The following is a 15,859-nucleotide window of genomic DNA, read 5'->3' as shown; positions in this document are numbered from 1 at the left end:
ATTTTTTTAGGCTACTTGATACGTTTTCGAAACTTTATCTAAATAAGGTTTTAGTTTCTTGAATAGTAAAACCATCACTACAGTAATCAGTGCTCCTTTAATCAAATTAAATGGCAAGATTCCATAGACTAATGTGTTCATTAAAGCTGAACCGCTTTCCATAGGGAAGTTCAAGAAATATGAATACATCGGTAAAAAAACCAAGTAGTTCAGTAGTGTCATTCCAATCGCCATTGAAAGCGTTCCTGCTACTAATCCTACATACATTCCTTTAGACGATGTAACTTTTTTATAAATGAAATATACAGGTGCGATGAATAAAATTGATGTGACAAAGTTCGCCATATGGCCAACCGGTACACCTGTTGGACTTCCTGAGAAGAACCAATCCAAAACATTCTTTAAAAATGCCACCGCTACACCTGCTACAGGTCCCATTGTGATCGCAGCAATCAAAGCTGGTACATCACTAAAATCAACCTTTAAATAGGCTGGTAGTGCTGGTAGTGGAAATGCTAACAACATCAAAATAAATGATAAGCTGCTGAGCATAGCCACCGCAATAAGCTTGCGTGTGTTGCTTTTAAACATGACTTTCCGCTCCTTTTGCGATTCTCTTCACAAGAGGAAAGGTTCACAGAATATGCGCACTTATTTGCGTGTAAAATAAAACCCTTAAGCCAGGTTCGACTTAAGGGAGAAAGGTACACTTAAATAAGCGTTTGAGATCACATAAACGCTGCACCTTCACCTTCTCCCATCCAGACTATACTGTCGGCTCTGGAATCACACCAGAATCTGCCTTGCGGCTCGCGGGCTAGACTTTCGTCATTTCCGCCGGTCGGGAATTGCACCCTGCCCCGAAGATGAATCATATGATTAAATTTTACATACTAGTGTATGCATTATTAATCATATCAGACAGTGTTTATTGTTGCAATACGTACGCTTATTCGCTTTGTAGGAATACACGATTCACTCCAACTAAAGAATTTGTATCTTCAGGTAGAGGGTACAGTGTCGTATCCCAATTTTCTAGCAGTAGTGATTTGTTAAATGAAGCTGCTGTAGCAACAAGTGACTCGATCATAGCTACCATATCTCGTCTAGGCAATGCGTCTGCTGTAAACATCTCAGCAAACTGAATAGATACAGCATCTTCTGTTTCTTCTACAGTAAACTCAATTGAACTTGGAATAACCGCTTCCACTAAAGTATTGTCAGGTGTCTGTAACTGTCCAATTGCTTCTTCAACTGTTGCATATTGTGCACGTGTGTAAGGAATTAAATACGTCTCCCCTATAGCGTTTTGCATGACATTGTAGGCTAGATTTTCAGAGATAAGGTCAACTGGTTCCGTGAGTGGTCCCACTTGATCCCACTCAATTGGTTGCGAATTTTCATCTACTATAACTGCTTGATTGAAAGTTGATCCAAATACATCTTCTAAAGTATTGAAATAGACTTCCATAGTGGCAGAAGCCATATCGTAAGGATGGTCTGCTGGCAATGTAACACGCAGACTCTCGCCTTCTTCGTAATCCCCAACTAGTGGATGATAGTTATCAAATCCTAGTGCCTCTTCATCAATCTCTGCAGCGTAATTTCTATACAATTCGAGTTGTGTAGGTACACGGCCTTCGAAGTCTTGCTCGATACGTTCATTCGGGATAAGAACTGTGATAGGAAAGGCAATTGCTTGATAGTTCATCGAAAAATTCATAGGTGTATATGTTTCTAGAAGCGGATCATTTGTAAAAACTAGTGTTGCATCCTCAGCTAATTGTAAAGATGCACTTTCTGCTTCACCTGTTGCAACTGCAGAGTCTGCGGATTCTTCACTTTCCTCGACAGAGCTCATAGACATGGATGATTCTTCTGTCCCAGCTTCATCCATTCCACCTTCTGACATATTTGCTTCCTGCGTCATCGTTGTCTCACTAGTAGAGTCAAGCGTGCTAAATAAGGATTGAACAAATAGCACTAAAACAAAAAGTGCCGCAACAGTGATAACTGCTGGTAACCACGGTTTTTTCTTCTTGATAGGAGGCTTTGCAGATTGTTTAATTGCTGCCCAGACCTCATCCTTTGAACGAGTATCGTGTTGAATTGGCATAGAAGATACCAACTCTTCAAGACGTTTGTCTGCATCAAATTCGTTCGTCATGCTGCATTTCCTCCTCTCGTGCACGTGACATCTTTTTCTTTAACTGTTGGATGGCACGGTGTTGCGTTGTCTTCACTTTTGATTCAGTCCAGCCAAGTGCATCTGCTGTTTCTTGAATGGATAATTGCTGAAAATAACGTAAGACAATGACCATCTTTTGATCACCTGTACATTCATTCAAAGTATCTAAAAGTTGTTTTTTCTCATGATCAAGCTGTACTAGCTCATCTGGTCTCATATCTGTAGATGTTAACTGTATAGCTTCCCAATCAAACGAATCGAACGTACGCTTTTTACGTACGTTCTGTTTTCGAAAGTGATCAATTGCTACATTTTTAGCAATTGAGAAAAGCCATGTTTTCTCAGAACTTTTACCTTGAAATGAGTCATACGAGCGCAATACTCGTATATATACTTCTTGCGTCAAATCCTCAGCTACCTGTCTGTTTTGCACCAAATAAATCAAGAATTGAAACAAATCTTGATGGTACGAATCATAGATTCGGTGAAAAACGGAGTCGTTCATATGATTTCCCCCCGTTCATTGCATTAGTCGTTTGAATTCGAAATAAGTTACATCTTTTTTAACTCGATTGTGAAAGTTGTTCCAGTACCGACTTCACTCTCTACCCAAATAGTTCCTTCATGCCGATCGATAATATTTTTGGCAATGGCAAGACCTAAACCAGTACCACCTTTCCCACGTGTTCTCGATTTATCTGCTTTATAAAAACGCTCAAAAACATATGGGAGATCTTCAGCTGGGATCCCGTAGCCAGAGTCTTGGATTTCGATTTGAATGGTTGATTGTGTTTCTTTCACAGCCACATTAACTTGTCCACCAGGTTCCGTATGACGAAGTGCATTTTCAAGCAAGTTTGTCAGAACTTGCTCAATCCGGTCTTCATCTGCATAAATGGCAACGGATTCGTCTACGAAGGACTGGAATGTCACTTGTATGTCCCGTTCCTTTGCCCGTTGAACAAATTTAGAGGTCATGCGCTCCACACTTTTGGAAATCGGCAAAGCCGCCTGGTAGATGCGCAAGTACCCTGATTCTAAGCGCGCTAAGTCTAACAGTTCTGTAACCAAACGCCCCATACGATTCGATTCGTCAGAAATAATACGGACCATTTCTTTCCGTTCTTCTTCCGTCTCTACCACATCATCTAAAATTGCTTCACTATACCCTTGAAGCATCGCAATCGGTGTTCGCAACTCATGGCTCACATTTGCAATAAAGTCACTACGCATTTTGTCTAGACGATGTTGTTCGGTCATGTCGCGAATGACGGCAACTGCTCCACGAACCATATTCTTTGAGTAAAGTAGGGATAAACTAATGCTGTAATAATGAGAATCCAATTCAAATTCTTCTTCTAACTCTTCTTCATTTTCTACCGTATGCTCTAACATATGGATGAGAGCTGCCGGTAACGGAGAGTTCGAATCTGTTGCATGGGTAGACCATCTCCGCAACAATTCATCTGCTGGTGGGTTACTTAATAAAATTGATGCATCTTTGTTAAATGTAATAACAGCATCCGTCATGGACGATAAAATATTCGATAGTTGTTCTTTATCTTGGTTAATGACTTCCACATTGTGTTTGATCTGCATACCCATACGGTTAAAAGCAGCTCCAAGCTCTCCTATCTCATCTCGTTGAGACGATGGGACACGCGTATGGAAATTTCCTTTTGCAAGCTCGTGAGCCCCTTCCCGCATCTTTCGGAGTGGTGATGTGATCTGAGTAGATAAGAAAAAGGATAAGAGGGTTGTTAGAATCATCGCTAGAAATCCTGAAAGGAACACGATTTTTGTCGTTTGATTCGAAGTATTGTTTACTTCTTTCAAGCTTTGATAAATAAACACAACTCCATGCGGCGAAGTAGTTTCGTCGAGTGGATAGGCAAGCACTAAAAAGTTTTCCATCCGGTCGGGCTCAGAGAGTGAAGGGAGCAACATCGTCTTCAGTGTGGCTTGATCACTTTCAAATGCACGTGTAAATAGTTCATTTGACTGCAATCTTTGCTCTGCTTCTTGTTGACCTAAGCCCTCATGAATGACATCTTGTAATTGTTTTTCCTCAGAAAAAATCATTAAATTCGTTTCATCAGCTAAAATTTCTTGTATATACGGATAATCAATCGATGATTGCTGATTAAAGATAGTAGTGATCAACGACGCTTCTTGACGCAATTTGTTTTCAGCTTGTTGCGTGTGAAAATCTTCTAAGAATTCGAGCATAAGTACAGTAACAATAAACAATACAAAGAGGACGAGAAGCATTATGGTTCCCCATAACTTCCCGACCACACTATTCCAAATTCTATTCATTTATAACCTCAAATTTATAGCCGACGCCCCATACAGTTACAATCATCTTTGCTGCATTTTCAGAAACACGGTTTAGTTTTTCGCGCAGACGCTTCACATGAGTATCGACCGTACGCAAATCTCCAAAGAAATCATAGTGCCAAACTTCTTTTAATAATTGTTCACGATCGAAGACTTTGTCAGGTGACTTAGCGAGAAAATACAATAATTCGTATTCTTTTGGCGTCAAACTGACTTCTGTTCCGTCTGCAGTTACTCTGTGCGCATCATGATCAATTGTTATGTGAGGAAACACTACGATATCTTTACTCACGGATGAGTTTGATTGCGAAATGACAGTAGCCGACCTGCGCAGTACTGCTTTGATACGAAGGACCACTTCTCGTGGGCTAAAAGGCTTCACAATATAATCATCTGCACCCAGTTCGAAACCTTCTACACGGTTTGATTCTTCACCTTTTGCAGTAAGTAATAATATTGGTGTCGCACTCACTTCACGAATTTCTTTCATGGCTTCTAAGCCATCTTTCACTGGCATCATAATATCAAGTAAAATTGCATGAAAATCGTCTTGTGCTGCAAGTTCAACCGCTTGTTGACCATTTTCAGCTTCAACAATTTCATACCCTTCACGCTCTAGGTACATTTTCAATAAACGGCGGATACGCTCTTCATCATCCACCACTAGTAATTTCACGGATTCAGACATGTCGACACTCCCTTTTCTGTAATCACTTGTCTTCTCTTCATATTGTACATGACGACGTTCGGAAAGAAAACTTTATGAAAAAAGCTGCCACTTATGTGACAGCTTGTTGTGTTACGCGTAACTGTGAAGTCCAGCTATAATCAAGTTTACTACAATCAAGTTGAACATGATGATGATAAACCCAATCAGAGCAAGCCATGCACTCTTCTCACCTTGCCAACCTTTTGTTAAACGTAAGTGCAAGTAGACTGCGTAGAACAGGAAGGTAATAAGAGCCCAAACTTCTTTTGGATCCCATCCCCAGAAACGACCCCACGCCTCGTGTGCCCAGATCATCGCAAAAATCAATGCTCCAAGACTAAATATCGGGAATCCGATCAGTATAGAGCGATACCCAATTTCATCTAATAATTGTGAGTTCGTGCGCTTCGTGAATGGTTGAACCACTTCCGCAAGTCTGCGGCGGAAGACGAGACGCATCAACCCATACAAGATGGTACCAAAAATAACGGACCAAACGACTGTCGTCAGTTTATTCCCATTTACAAGCGCAGGAACGTTTACGAGTGGCTCCATAGCGCCTTCTGTAATAGCTTGAGATTCATTCATCCCAAACAGGGCAGGTTTTTTATATTCAATAACACTTTCGTTTCCTTCAGCATTTACATACGAATATTGCACCGGCTCATATGTTAAGGAGAAGACAGTTGTTGAAACGATAAAACCGATTGTTACGACAAGTACATACATTACTGCTTCGATCCAAAAACGTTGTTTTGATTTCTTAGTCATGTCGATATTTTTTAATAGCCAGATTAAACCGGCCACGGCACTAATTGCAAGAATCGCTTCACCTAAAGCCGCTGTAATAACGTGAATCGTCAGCCAGTGACTCTGTAAAGCAGGAATCAAAGGAGATACATCTGTTGGGAACATACTTGCGTACCCAATGATGATAACTGCGACTGGTAATGCAAATAGACCTAGAGCAGCAATACGATACATTGAATAGATCAGAATAAATGCTCCGACAATCATCATTCCGAATGCTGCAGTAAATTCGAATAAATTACTTACAGGTGCATGACCTGCTGCAATCCAACGTGTAATAAAGTAAACAAGATTCGCTATAAATCCGATTACCGTAATCGTTATACCGTAGAAACCCCATCGCTTATTGTAAGCTGATTTTTCTTTGGATGCAGATTTCACTGCACCTCCAAAGAAGATTGTTCCTAACAGGTAAGCCACGAATGCCACATAAAGTGCCGCACTACTAATTTCAACTAAACTCATGACTTCTCGTCCCCTTCATCAAAGTCCATATCCGCTTCTGGGTCTTGTTGATCCACCGGACGTGGGATTTGAGTATCTTTCGTAACTATGTGCAAATCTTTCTTCACAGAGTTCCAGTTTTTATTTGTGTGCCCTGCTACATAGACTACACCATCTTCAGTCTGTTGTAACCAAATACGTCGATGATTCCAGTAAGAGCCTTGAACAACACCAATCATAAAGATGATTCCACCCACCATTAGAATAGGGAGTGTGAGATCTTTCCGAACGGTTAAACCTGAAATATCACGTGTTTCGGCAGATTGAAACGCTATTTTGTATTCATTTTCACCAAATGGCTCAATCGTCTCACGAATTAATACAAAACTAGTTTCAGGCTGAGGATTGTCTGGTGTGAACATACGAATTAAAAATGCAGGATTGTTAGGTATTGGTGATTTAGATTGAGGCTCACCATCTTCAAATCCAGTAAAGTCCGCATAATAGTTTACCAACTCAACTCGGTAACCGTCTCCTAAATCGTAATCAGATTCTGGATTCACTAAATCGATTGTAAATTGCTCACCAAATGCTTCTTCTGTTTCTTTATCTTGCAGTTGGAATGTCATGGATCGCAACTCATCTAAGCGGAAGTCCACTTGATAAATATTATACGACTCGAATTTAAACGGTTTATTTACAATCGTAGGTCCTTCAGTAATCTCTATTAATTCACCAGGATCACCAGTAATTTCTTCATTTTCACCACGATACAAAGTTAAGTTTGTTTGGTAATTTGAAGCTATTGTGCCTACACGCTCGATTGCATCGGAGAATACTTCGTTCGAGTCAGTTGGATCATAGACATCAAACTCAAAGCTATTATTTTCTAAGTAATATCCAGGAGCCCCTGGAACTGCTAATGTTTCACCTTCACGGAGCCACATCGTTTCATCCACATACCAACCAGGTATCGCTCGAAACATAACTCCTCCAAGGAAGATGATAAGTCCTAAATGGTTAACATAGGGACCCCATCTGGAGAAACGGCCTTTTTCAGCTAAAAGCGCACCATTTTCACGACGCACAGTATACTTCAGCTCTTTCAGCTTTTTCTCAGCATCTGTTAAAACATCTTCTTGAACACCTTCAGCTTTTGTGAATAGTCTTTGGCGTTGTAAAAATGAAAGATGTCGTCTAACTTTTTGCTTTTTCAAAGACTTATAAAGTGGAATGACTCGGTCCAAACTCGCAATAATTAAAGAGATTCCAAGCAATCCAATTAACCCTTGGAACCACCATGAGCCATATAAATCCGATAGCCCTAAATCATTATAGATTTTTCCAAATGTGCCATAGACTCTCTCATAATAGGCCGCTGCTTGTGTAGCATTATTTGCAGGTACATAAAATACTTGAGGTAAAATCGTACCAATTGCAGCAGCAACCAAGATTGCCACTATAATCCACATACCTACCTTTACACTAGAGAAGAAGTTCCATACTTTATCGATAATTGTTTTATTATACGTTTGTGATCGTCGAGCCGATCCTTCGTAACGCATATCCGCCAGTGGTTTATTGCGTGCCTCTTCTGTTAGTGGGCGACCGCAACTTTCACATAATTGTGTACCTTCTGGATTGATATGGCCACATTTACATTCAAGCGTTTTCATTTCCCTAACTCCTTAAAGTGGCTTAATTTCTTCCATAAAGTTTGCCACATCTTGTTCCGTCATCTCACCCTGAATAATTCGGACAATTTCTCCATCTGGATTCACAAGGAATGTTGTGGGAAGTGGTCCAATATTATAAAGTTCCATGACGTTTTTCTTTCGGTCGATAACGACTGGGAATGTCATGCCATATTGTTTTGTATAACTATTTACTTTAAAGTCGGATTCTGCAATATTTACTGCAATCGTCTGTACACCTTGATCTTTGTTCAATTGATAGTGTTTGTCGATGTACGGCATTTCTTTCGCACATGGTTTGCACCATGTTCCCCAGAAATTCAAAAATACGCCTTGTCCTTCATAATCCGAAAGTCTTTGAACGTTTCCTTCCATGTCAACAAGTTGGAAGTCTGGTGCTTGATCTCCAACCGCTAGAACGGCATTTTTTTCTTTCGTGACATTCACATAAATGGTTCCGATGATTGCAACAACCAACACAGTTAAAATGGCAGTCCGAATGTAAAATCGCGTCTTTTTTGACTGAGCCATTTGCTGATGCCTCCTTTATACATAGTTCTCTGAAATTCGTGCTATAGATTAGTATAACAAATATTTGAGGTCTCACAGTCTTCAGTTATGAAGGCTTTGTGAACGACAAGAAAAGTCTATACGAATATAGACTTTTCTTGTTAGATATGACCGACTTTTCCAGTATCCGCAAGTACGCGCATCTGCTTCACTTCATGCGTTGTAAGCTTCCGGTACTCACCTGCGTTGAGACCGTGTAATGTTAATAGTCCGAACTTCTCACGTTTTAACTTTTGAACAGGGTGACCGATTGCTTCGAACATACGACGCACTTGTCGATTTTTTCCTTCATGAATTGTAATTTCAACGATAGCTTTGTCTTGTTTTTTATCTTCTGATAAGATCTTCACTTTTGCTGGAGCAGTTTTTCCATCCTCAAGCTGAATTCCTTTTTGCAATTGCTTAATTTTTTCACGGAAAGGGATTCCTTTTACACGCGCAACATACGTCTTATCGACTTTAAACTTCGGATGAGTTAGTGCATAGGAGAAATCTCCATCGTTTGTCAAAAGAATCAAGCCAGATGTATCGTAATCTAAACGCCCTACTGGAAAAATACGTTTGTCTTCAAATTCGATAATATCAACGACGGTTTTGCGTCCTTTGTCATCTGTTGCAGCTGAGATTACTCCGCGAGGTTTGTATAGGAGATAGTAGACTTTCGTTTCCTTCTCAAGAACGACACCTTCTACCTCTACTTCGTCTGAGTTTGAAACTTTGGTTCCAAGCTCTTTCACTCGAACCCCATTCACTTTGACTTTTCCTTCTAAAATTAATTGTTCGGCTTTTCTGCGAGATGCAATTCCTGCATTTGCTATTACTTTTTGTAAACGTTCCATTCTAAACCCTCATTCCATAGTATAAGTGATGGGAAATCGAAGCGAATCACTGTTTAATTTGATCTCTCACTCACCAGTTGTTTGTCCTTTTTTTAAATAGACACTATTCGTTAGTTTTTCATCTTTTCTCTTCAAGAAAGCATAAGGCTCTTGAATCGATATCTTAATTCCATCTTGAGCACTATAGTCGCCATCCATAACAACCCTCTCAACTTCATTAAACACGCGAGTCTTCAAACTTCGATAACTCGACAAATGCTTCTTCGCTTCCCGCTACGTGTTCCGCTACTGCAACAGCAGCGTCATTTCCTGATTGTAACATAGTCGCATAAAGTAAGCTCTCTAATCTCCATACGTCGCCTTTCTTTAAGTATACGGAGGAGCCTTCTTGATTACTAGCATTTCGACTGATACGCACTTGCTCATCCGGTGTACTCTCTTGGAGCGCCACGTAGACTGTCGTTATTTTGGTGATTGAAGCAGGAGGCATCTTTACAGCTGCTTCTTGCTCGGCTAGTATTCGTCCTGATTCTGCATCGACCACTGCGAACGACGCTTGCAGAGTTGCCGGACTACTTATGAAAATCCAAATAAAAAAACAGCAGGACCATATGCGCAGTCCCACTGAACACTTTTGTCTTACCAAACCTTCATCCATTCTCTGTCGAGTTCAAATCAAACTGCTCTTGGAACTTTGATAAAAAGAGGTCTGTTTCATCTTCAAGTTCATTCGACTCTGGAAGTGGAGGCAAGTCGCTCAAGTTTTGCAGCCCAAAAACTTGCATGAATTCAGGTGTTGTTCCATATAATATGGCGCGACCCGTTCCTTCAGCTCTCCCTACTTCTTTGATCAATACGCGGGATACTAGTGTTTGCACCGCACTATCTGATTTCACACCACGAATTTCATCTATTTCAACACGTGTGATAGGTTGGTTATAAGCGACGATCGCAAGCACTTCCATCGCAGCTTGAGACAAAGATGTAGAGTGTGTTGTATCCACCATACGTTGAATGACTTCTGCATTTTGCCTTTTCGTAACAAATTGATAGTTGGAAGCGAGAATAACCAATTCGATTCCACGCGCTTCATCTTGTTTATAGTTCTCCATCATAGCATCTAAGTGAAACTTCACTTCATCTGCAGAATGCTCTGTAAATTTCAGTAAACTAGCAAAACTTAGTCCTTCATCACCTGCTATGAACAACAGGCTCTCGAGCTGACTCATCAAACTCTGATTCAATTTCACTTTCATGCACTTCCTTAACTAACTCTATTTCAAGGTTTTTAAAATTTTCGATTTGATGAACGAGCACTAGTTGCCGCTTCATCAACTCTAATACCGATAGAAATGTCGCTACTAATACGGAGCGCTCATTTGTATCGAACAATTCTTCAAATACCATCTTCCCATGAGCTGCTTGAAGCTTTGAGACAACTTCTTGCATTTGCGCTTTAATCGAAATCTCAGTTTTAGCGATACGTGTCGATAACGGTGCTTGCAGTTGTTTTCGTTTTAGCATTTTTTGAAAAGCACCTAGCAAATCATACGCTTCGTATTGTTGTTCTAGAACTTCAGCCACTTCGATTTCTTGTGTTTCAAAAACTGCTGGCAGTTTTGAAAAGTGTTGGCTGTGCGTTTGTTCACGTTCTTTCAGTTCTTGGGCTGCTTCCTTGAATCGTTTGTATTCAAGTAGTCTCGTCACGAGTTCATCCCGTGGATCATAGACATCATATTCAGAATCTAAATCGAGGTCTACTGTCACAACAGGCAACAACATTTTACTTTTAATACTTAATAGCGTAGCCGCCATAACCAAGTATTCGCTAGCTTCATTTAGCTCCAGCACTTGCATGGCATGTACATGTTCCATATACTGAGAGGTAATCTCAGTCATTTTTATATCATAAATATCAATCTCTAATCGATTAATTAAATGGAGTAAAAGATCCAATGGACCTTCAAACGCCTCAACTTTTACTTCGTATGCCATCTACTCACCCTTTATTGCACAATGATTCTTATTATACCGGATGTGATGACACAATGCACCTTATGAAAAGACCTGAAATGGAAGAGTTTTTGTATCATTTTTATGTAACGAAAGACTATTTTGAATGCCATGAGATCGGCGAGGAGTTATGGAAAGAGGTCGCACCGCGGGAGAAGTCCCATTTTTTAGTGGGGTTTGTGTTGCTGGCGACGGGACTCTACCACTGGCGACGTGCAAATTTCGATGGGGCTTTGAGAAGTTTAGAAAAATCTTTGAAGCTACTTGTAACTAATAGAATTCTTTTAGAGGATTATTTAGATTTTGAAAAGCTTGATACATTGTTTTTGGAATTGATTCGAGAGGTAGCTAATCATTCTCCTTATGAATCAATCCAGTTACCTATTCGCGATATGGAGTTAAAAGCAAAGATTGCGTCGTTTCCTCCAGCGCTTCACGTAGGAGACGAGATCATTCATAGACACTCGACACGCGACCGCTCAGACGTCATCTTAGCTCGACAACAGGCTTTGTTGAAACGGCGGAAATAAAGTGGAAAGTCCCCTCACTCGAACAAATGTTCAAGTGAGGGGACTTGTTTTTAAATCAGTCACCAGTAGGCAACTGTTATTTTTTTATGATTGTTTTAGCAGAAACCCCTCCATCCAGGATTTCCCACAAGGGGATGTCACCTTTAAGAAAGCTGGTCGGTATCAAACTGAGCGAACGTTCATCGGATGAATACGTAATTTATTCTGCACTAATCAGGATTTCTTCTACCGAAACTGATTTTTCTTCTACACTAAACGTGATTTCTTCTACCGAAGTCATATTATGGAAACTAATACAAAACTCAGACCTGATTTCCTAAGGGCCTTACTAGTAAGATCTTGCCTGCGACGAGAAACCTCACGACGCGCCCTCGGAAAGCAGCCGAACCCACAAAGGCTGAAGTACGCCTTCATGGGCACGTCTGATTTCCTCGGAGTTTCTAGAGTGGCGTTCTCCACATCTACATGAAATCGAGTTGCGCCTCCTAGAAATCCCGCAAAATGCCATCGCGGGCTATGAAGCAAAGAGCGCTTCACAGCCCGCGATGGCATTTCGCACAATTTCTGACCAGTCGGCTCCACATCTAAACTGTCGGCGCTATAAACATCCAGTACACGACTCCCCAGCCTAGTCCCATTACCAACAACAATATAAACAGCACTATGTTTCGATTTTTTAGCTTCACTGTCCTTCGACCTCCCCATAAAGAGACAAGTCGTTTCGTACTAAATCTTCAAGTGATTCACGTTTTATGACGAGGCGCGCCTTTCCGTTCTCCACAAAGACTACTGCTGGTCGTGTCAATCGGTTGTAGTTGCTCGCCATCGCATATCCATATGCTCCTGTTGAGAAGATTGCAAGAATGTCTCCTGCTTCTACTTCTGGCAACGTGATATCTTCGATCAATTTATCACCTGATTCACAGCACTTTCCGGCTACCGTCACCAGCTGAGTTGCATCCGCGTTCATGCGATTGGCTACACGCGCATCGTAACGGGCCTGATAGAGAGCTGGCCGAATATTATCAGACATTCCCCCATCAACAGCAATGTAATGACGAACATCCGGGACAGTCTTTTGGCTGCCAATTGTATAAAGAGTTGTTCCTGCATCCCCGACGAGAGAACGTCCAGGTTCAATCCAAATCTCAGGCATCTGATAAGCGGATTCCGACGAGAGGCGACTGATAGCTTTAATCATTTCTTCTACATATTTTTCAGGCGCAAGTGGGGCATCTTCTTCTGTATACCGGATACCGAAACCTCCGCCGAGATTGAGAACCGTACACGAATAATTTTGTGATTCACTCCAGTTTTGCATCTTTGTCAATAGTTTTTCTGCTGCAGCAACAAAACCTTGTGTTTCGAAAATCTGAGACCCGATGTGACAATGAAGCCCTAATAAGTTGACGTATGGATGATGTGCAACCGCCTCAAATGCATCGTCTGCTTGTCCGTTATTTAAATCAAATCCAAACTTCGAGTCTTGTTGACCTGTCGTGATGTAATCGTGGGTATGGGCTTCAATCCCTGGCGTTACACGGAGTAAAATCGAAATCTCTTGCTTTCGTTCTTCAGCTAGCTGCTTCACTAACTCGATTTCGTAGAAATTGTCGACTACAATACAACCAATTTCTGCGTCAAATGCCATGACCAACTCTTCCATACTTTTGTTGTTGCCGTGGAAATGAATTTTTGACGCGGGGAACTTGGCGTGAAGTGCTGTATATAGTTCTCCAGCTGACACTACATCTAGTGAAAGCCCCTCTTCTTTCATTACTTCATAGATTGCAATAGATGAAAATGCTTTTGAAGCATAAGCGACTTGTGCCTTTACATTATTTTTTTCAAACGTCTCTTTAAACTTACGCGCACGTTCACGGACTAGTTCAATATTATAGACGACAACAGGTGTACCATATTGTCTTGCTAATGCTGTGGCATCCAGCCCAGCAATCGTTAAATGACCTTGTTCATTTGTTGGATAGTTCAGTGTTTGGTTCATGCGAATCCCTCACGTTCCCTGGATTTTTACTACACACACTTTACCACACTGAAGTTCCGCTTTCAATGCGCATCATAGTCTATTCGCTGGAATCCAACCTCTTAGCCGCTCTAATATTCGCTTCTCCATTCGTGAAACTTGCACTTGAGAAACACCTAATCTATTCGCGACTTCAGTTTGCGTATAATCTGAGTAAAAGCGCATACGAATTAGTTTCTCCTTGTAGACGAACGATTAACGTTTGATCTCCGACTTTTTCAATAGTTGATAACATAAACATTCCTCCTTGTTTTCTGTGAATTTCGCAACGGAGTTCTTCTATTCCTGCTAGTCGACAAAACTAGAAAAAAGAACAAAAAAAAGACGCGAATCGATAAATCGATTCACGCCTTGTGGCTTTATTTTGTAATGATTTTATAAATCAGTGGTGGTGCATCTGTAGCTTGATCTGAGATTGTGATGTTCTCTAGGAACTTCGTTTTTGCATCTTCAATGTCCTCGCTATTTGCATAAAACGTTGCAAGTGCTTCGCCTTCAGATACAGTATCTCCAACTTTTTTATGAAGCATAATTCCAACTGCTAAATCGATTTCCGATTCTTTCGTTGCACGACCTGCACCAAGAATCATTGCTGCTGTCCCAATCTCATCTGCTTCCATAAAACTAATCGTTCCTGATTTTGGAGCCAAAATATCAATTTTATGTGCAGCTTGTGGAAGAAGTTTTGGATTGTCGACTACTGCTGGGTTTCCACCTTGCCACTTAATAAAATCTTTGAAGATTTGAAGTGCAGAACCATCTGCAATAACAGCTTCTAGCATTTTACGAGCTTCATCAAGAGTTTCTGCTTTTCCACCCACAACGACCATCTGGCTTCCAAGTACTAGACATAGCTCTGTAAGGTCTTCTGGGCCCTTACCAGACAATGTATCAATTGCTTCTTCGACTTCAAGCGCATTACCGATTGCACGGCCAAGCGGTTGACTCATATCCGAGATGATTGCCATTGTATTCCGGCCTACATTGTTCCCAATACGGACCATGGCTGTTGCCAGCGCTTCTGCATCTTCAATCGTCTTCATGAATGCGCCTTCTCCAGCTTTTACATCTAGTACAATTGCATCTGCACCAGCAGCGATTTTTTTACTCATAATCGAACTTGCAATCAGTGGGATGCTGCTCACTGTCGCTGTAACGTCACGAAGTGCATAGAGCTTTTTATCTGCAGGTGTCAAGTTCCCGCTTTGCCCGATGACGGCTAATTTCAACTCATTGACTTGTTTTGTGAATTGCTCACTTGTTAACTCCACATGGAATCCTTCGATTGCTTCTAACTTATCGATTGTTCCTCCTGTATGCCCAAGACCGCGTCCACTCATTTTTGCAACAGGTACACCGACAGCAGCTACAAGGGGACCAAGCACTAGAGTCGTTGTATCGCCAACGCCACCTGTGCTGTGCTTGTCAACTTTGATTCCTTCGATTGCGGAAAGGTCAATTTGATCTCCTGATTCGACCATCGCCATCGTTAAGAAAGCACGCTCTTGGTCGTTCATATCTTCAAAGTATATCGCCATAAGCAATGAACTCATCTGATAGTCAGGAATTGTTCCATTCGTATAACCTTCTACAAAAAAGCGGATTTCTTGTTCTGTCAATTCATGACCATCACGCTTTTTTTCAATAATATCGATCATTCTCATAGTCTTACCTCTCC

At 41.0% G+C, this 15,859-nt stretch carries 17 protein-coding genes and 1 riboswitch; of the genes, 1 reads left to right on the top strand and 16 read right to left on the bottom strand.

Annotated elements, in window-relative coordinates; genetic code table 11:
• Positions 1–6: 6 nt before the first annotated feature.
• From ACF3OH_RS06235 to ACF3OH_RS06175, 13 genes are all read right to left on the bottom strand, one after another.
• Entirely contained in the window at positions 7–591 is a 585-nt protein-coding gene (locus ACF3OH_RS06235) for an ECF transporter S component (protein WP_204589133.1), read from the bottom strand.
• Between the two features lie 154 nt (positions 592–745).
• A riboswitch (FMN riboswitch) is annotated at positions 746–872 on the bottom strand.
• A 77-nt stretch (positions 873–949) separates the two neighbouring features.
• The gene (locus ACF3OH_RS06230; RefSeq protein WP_392456396.1) at positions 950–2,167 is read right to left on the bottom strand and encodes a hypothetical protein; all 1,218 of its coding nucleotides are present in this window, start codon (positions 2,165–2,167) and stop codon (positions 950–952) included.
• Entirely contained in the window at positions 2,151–2,693 is a 543-nt protein-coding gene (gene sigX / locus ACF3OH_RS06225; protein ID WP_392456394.1) for an RNA polymerase sigma factor SigX, read from the bottom strand. The genes ACF3OH_RS06230 and sigX overlap by 17 nt, the downstream gene beginning before the upstream one ends.
• Before the next feature lie 47 nt (positions 2,694–2,740).
• Entirely contained in the window at positions 2,741–4,507 is a 1,767-nt protein-coding gene (locus ACF3OH_RS06220; RefSeq protein ID WP_392456393.1) for an ATP-binding protein, read from the bottom strand.
• Positions 4,500–5,216 (bottom strand): response regulator transcription factor, encoded by a 717-nt coding sequence (locus ACF3OH_RS06215; RefSeq protein WP_392456390.1) that lies wholly within the window; start codon positions 5,214–5,216, stop codon positions 4,500–4,502. Before ACF3OH_RS06215 ends, ACF3OH_RS06220 begins: the two co-directional genes overlap by 8 nt.
• A 111-nt stretch (positions 5,217–5,327) precedes the next feature.
• Entirely contained in the window at positions 5,328–6,512 is a 1,185-nt protein-coding gene (gene ccsB / locus ACF3OH_RS06210) for a c-type cytochrome biogenesis protein CcsB (protein ID WP_392456388.1), read from the bottom strand.
• Complete coding sequence (locus ACF3OH_RS06205; protein WP_392456386.1) at positions 6,509–8,167, bottom strand: cytochrome c biogenesis protein ResB; 1,659 nt, start codon at positions 8,165–8,167, stop codon at positions 6,509–6,511. Before ACF3OH_RS06205 ends, ccsB begins: the two co-directional genes overlap by 4 nt.
• Positions 8,168–8,179: 12 nt before the next feature.
• Positions 8,180–8,716 (bottom strand): thiol-disulfide oxidoreductase ResA, encoded by a 537-nt coding sequence (resA, locus tag ACF3OH_RS06200; protein WP_392456384.1) that lies wholly within the window; start codon positions 8,714–8,716, stop codon positions 8,180–8,182.
• Positions 8,717–8,856: 140 nt separating this feature from the next.
• Positions 8,857–9,594 (bottom strand): pseudouridine synthase, encoded by a 738-nt coding sequence (locus ACF3OH_RS06195; protein ID WP_204589125.1) that lies wholly within the window; start codon positions 9,592–9,594, stop codon positions 8,857–8,859.
• Positions 9,595–9,660: 66 nt separating this feature from the next.
• A complete protein-coding gene (locus tag ACF3OH_RS06190) occupies positions 9,661–9,792 on the bottom strand; it encodes a hypothetical protein (RefSeq protein WP_392456382.1) in 132 nt (43 codons plus the stop codon).
• A gap of 19 nt (positions 9,793–9,811) precedes the next feature.
• The gene (locus ACF3OH_RS06185) at positions 9,812–10,252 is read right to left on the bottom strand and encodes a D-alanyl-D-alanine carboxypeptidase family protein (protein ID WP_392456380.1); all 441 of its coding nucleotides are present in this window, start codon (positions 10,250–10,252) and stop codon (positions 9,812–9,814) included.
• On the bottom strand, positions 10,245–10,844 hold the full coding sequence (scpB, locus tag ACF3OH_RS06180) for an SMC-Scp complex subunit ScpB (RefSeq protein WP_392456377.1): 600 nt from the start codon (positions 10,842–10,844) through the stop codon (positions 10,245–10,247). The genes ACF3OH_RS06185 and scpB overlap by 8 nt, the downstream gene beginning before the upstream one ends.
• Positions 10,786–11,589 (bottom strand): segregation and condensation protein A, encoded by an 804-nt coding sequence (locus ACF3OH_RS06175; RefSeq protein ID WP_392456375.1) that lies wholly within the window; start codon positions 11,587–11,589, stop codon positions 10,786–10,788. The genes scpB and ACF3OH_RS06175 overlap by 59 nt, the downstream gene beginning before the upstream one ends.
• Before the next feature lie 53 nt (positions 11,590–11,642).
• Here ACF3OH_RS06175 and ACF3OH_RS06170 point away from each other — a divergent pair, with 53 nt between their 5' ends.
• Entirely contained in the window at positions 11,643–12,137 is a 495-nt protein-coding gene (locus ACF3OH_RS06170; protein ID WP_392456373.1) for a DUF309 domain-containing protein, read from the top strand.
• Between the two features lie 682 nt (positions 12,138–12,819).
• Here ACF3OH_RS06170 and lysA read toward each other — a convergent pair.
• From lysA to ACF3OH_RS06155, 3 genes are all read right to left on the bottom strand, one after another.
• The gene (gene lysA / locus ACF3OH_RS06165) at positions 12,820–14,142 is read right to left on the bottom strand and encodes a diaminopimelate decarboxylase (RefSeq protein ID WP_392456371.1); all 1,323 of its coding nucleotides are present in this window, start codon (positions 14,140–14,142) and stop codon (positions 12,820–12,822) included.
• A 72-nt stretch (positions 14,143–14,214) separates the two neighbouring features.
• The gene (locus ACF3OH_RS06160) at positions 14,215–14,346 is read right to left on the bottom strand and encodes a sigma factor-like helix-turn-helix DNA-binding protein (RefSeq protein WP_392456369.1); all 132 of its coding nucleotides are present in this window, start codon (positions 14,344–14,346) and stop codon (positions 14,215–14,217) included.
• 194 nt (positions 14,347–14,540) lie between these two features.
• The gene (locus ACF3OH_RS06155; RefSeq protein ID WP_204589119.1) at positions 14,541–15,845 is read right to left on the bottom strand and encodes a pyrimidine-nucleoside phosphorylase; all 1,305 of its coding nucleotides are present in this window, start codon (positions 15,843–15,845) and stop codon (positions 14,541–14,543) included.
• Positions 15,846–15,859 lie beyond the last annotated feature (14 nt).

The sequence above is a fragment of the Chryseomicrobium aureum genome (assembly GCF_043182735.1).
Lineage (GTDB): Bacteria > Bacillota > Bacilli > Bacillales_A > Planococcaceae > Chryseomicrobium > Chryseomicrobium aureum.
This window is presented reverse-complemented; position numbering and strand designations above follow the sequence as displayed.

Coding starts and splice junctions, on each gene's coding strand:
- ACF3OH_RS06160 (WP_392456369.1), bottom strand. CDS start 14,346: ATGCGCTTTTACTCAGATTATACGCAAACTGAAGTCGCGAATAGATTA.
- lysA (WP_392456371.1), bottom strand. CDS start 14,142: ATGAACCAAACACTGAACTATCCAACAAATGAACAAGGTCATTTAACG.
- ACF3OH_RS06215 (WP_392456390.1), bottom strand. CDS start 5,216: ATGTCTGAATCCGTGAAATTACTAGTGGTGGATGATGAAGAGCGTATC.
- ACF3OH_RS06230 (WP_392456396.1), bottom strand. CDS start 2,167: ATGACGAACGAATTTGATGCAGACAAACGTCTTGAAGAGTTGGTATCT.
- ACF3OH_RS06170 (WP_392456373.1), top strand. CDS start 11,643: ATGCACCTTATGAAAAGACCTGAAATGGAAGAGTTTTTGTATCATTTT.
- ACF3OH_RS06185 (WP_392456380.1), bottom strand. CDS start 10,252: ATGGATGAAGGTTTGGTAAGACAAAAGTGTTCAGTGGGACTGCGCATA.
- ACF3OH_RS06190 (WP_392456382.1), bottom strand. CDS start 9,792: ATGGATGGCGACTATAGTGCTCAAGATGGAATTAAGATATCGATTCAA.
- sigX (WP_392456394.1), bottom strand. CDS start 2,693: ATGAACGACTCCGTTTTTCACCGAATCTATGATTCGTACCATCAAGAT.
- resA (WP_392456384.1), bottom strand. CDS start 8,716: ATGGCTCAGTCAAAAAAGACGCGATTTTACATTCGGACTGCCATTTTA.
- ACF3OH_RS06205 (WP_392456386.1), bottom strand. CDS start 8,167: ATGAAAACGCTTGAATGTAAATGTGGCCATATCAATCCAGAAGGTACA.
- ACF3OH_RS06155 (WP_204589119.1), bottom strand. CDS start 15,845: ATGAGAATGATCGATATTATTGAAAAAAAGCGTGATGGTCATGAATTG.
- ACF3OH_RS06175 (WP_392456375.1), bottom strand. CDS start 11,589: ATGGCATACGAAGTAAAAGTTGAGGCGTTTGAAGGTCCATTGGATCTT.
- ACF3OH_RS06235 (WP_204589133.1), bottom strand. CDS start 591: ATGTTTAAAAGCAACACACGCAAGCTTATTGCGGTGGCTATGCTCAGC.
- ccsB (WP_392456388.1), bottom strand. CDS start 6,512: ATGAGTTTAGTTGAAATTAGTAGTGCGGCACTTTATGTGGCATTCGTG.
- ACF3OH_RS06195 (WP_204589125.1), bottom strand. CDS start 9,594: ATGGAACGTTTACAAAAAGTAATAGCAAATGCAGGAATTGCATCTCGC.
- ACF3OH_RS06220 (WP_392456393.1), bottom strand. CDS start 4,507: ATGAATAGAATTTGGAATAGTGTGGTCGGGAAGTTATGGGGAACCATA.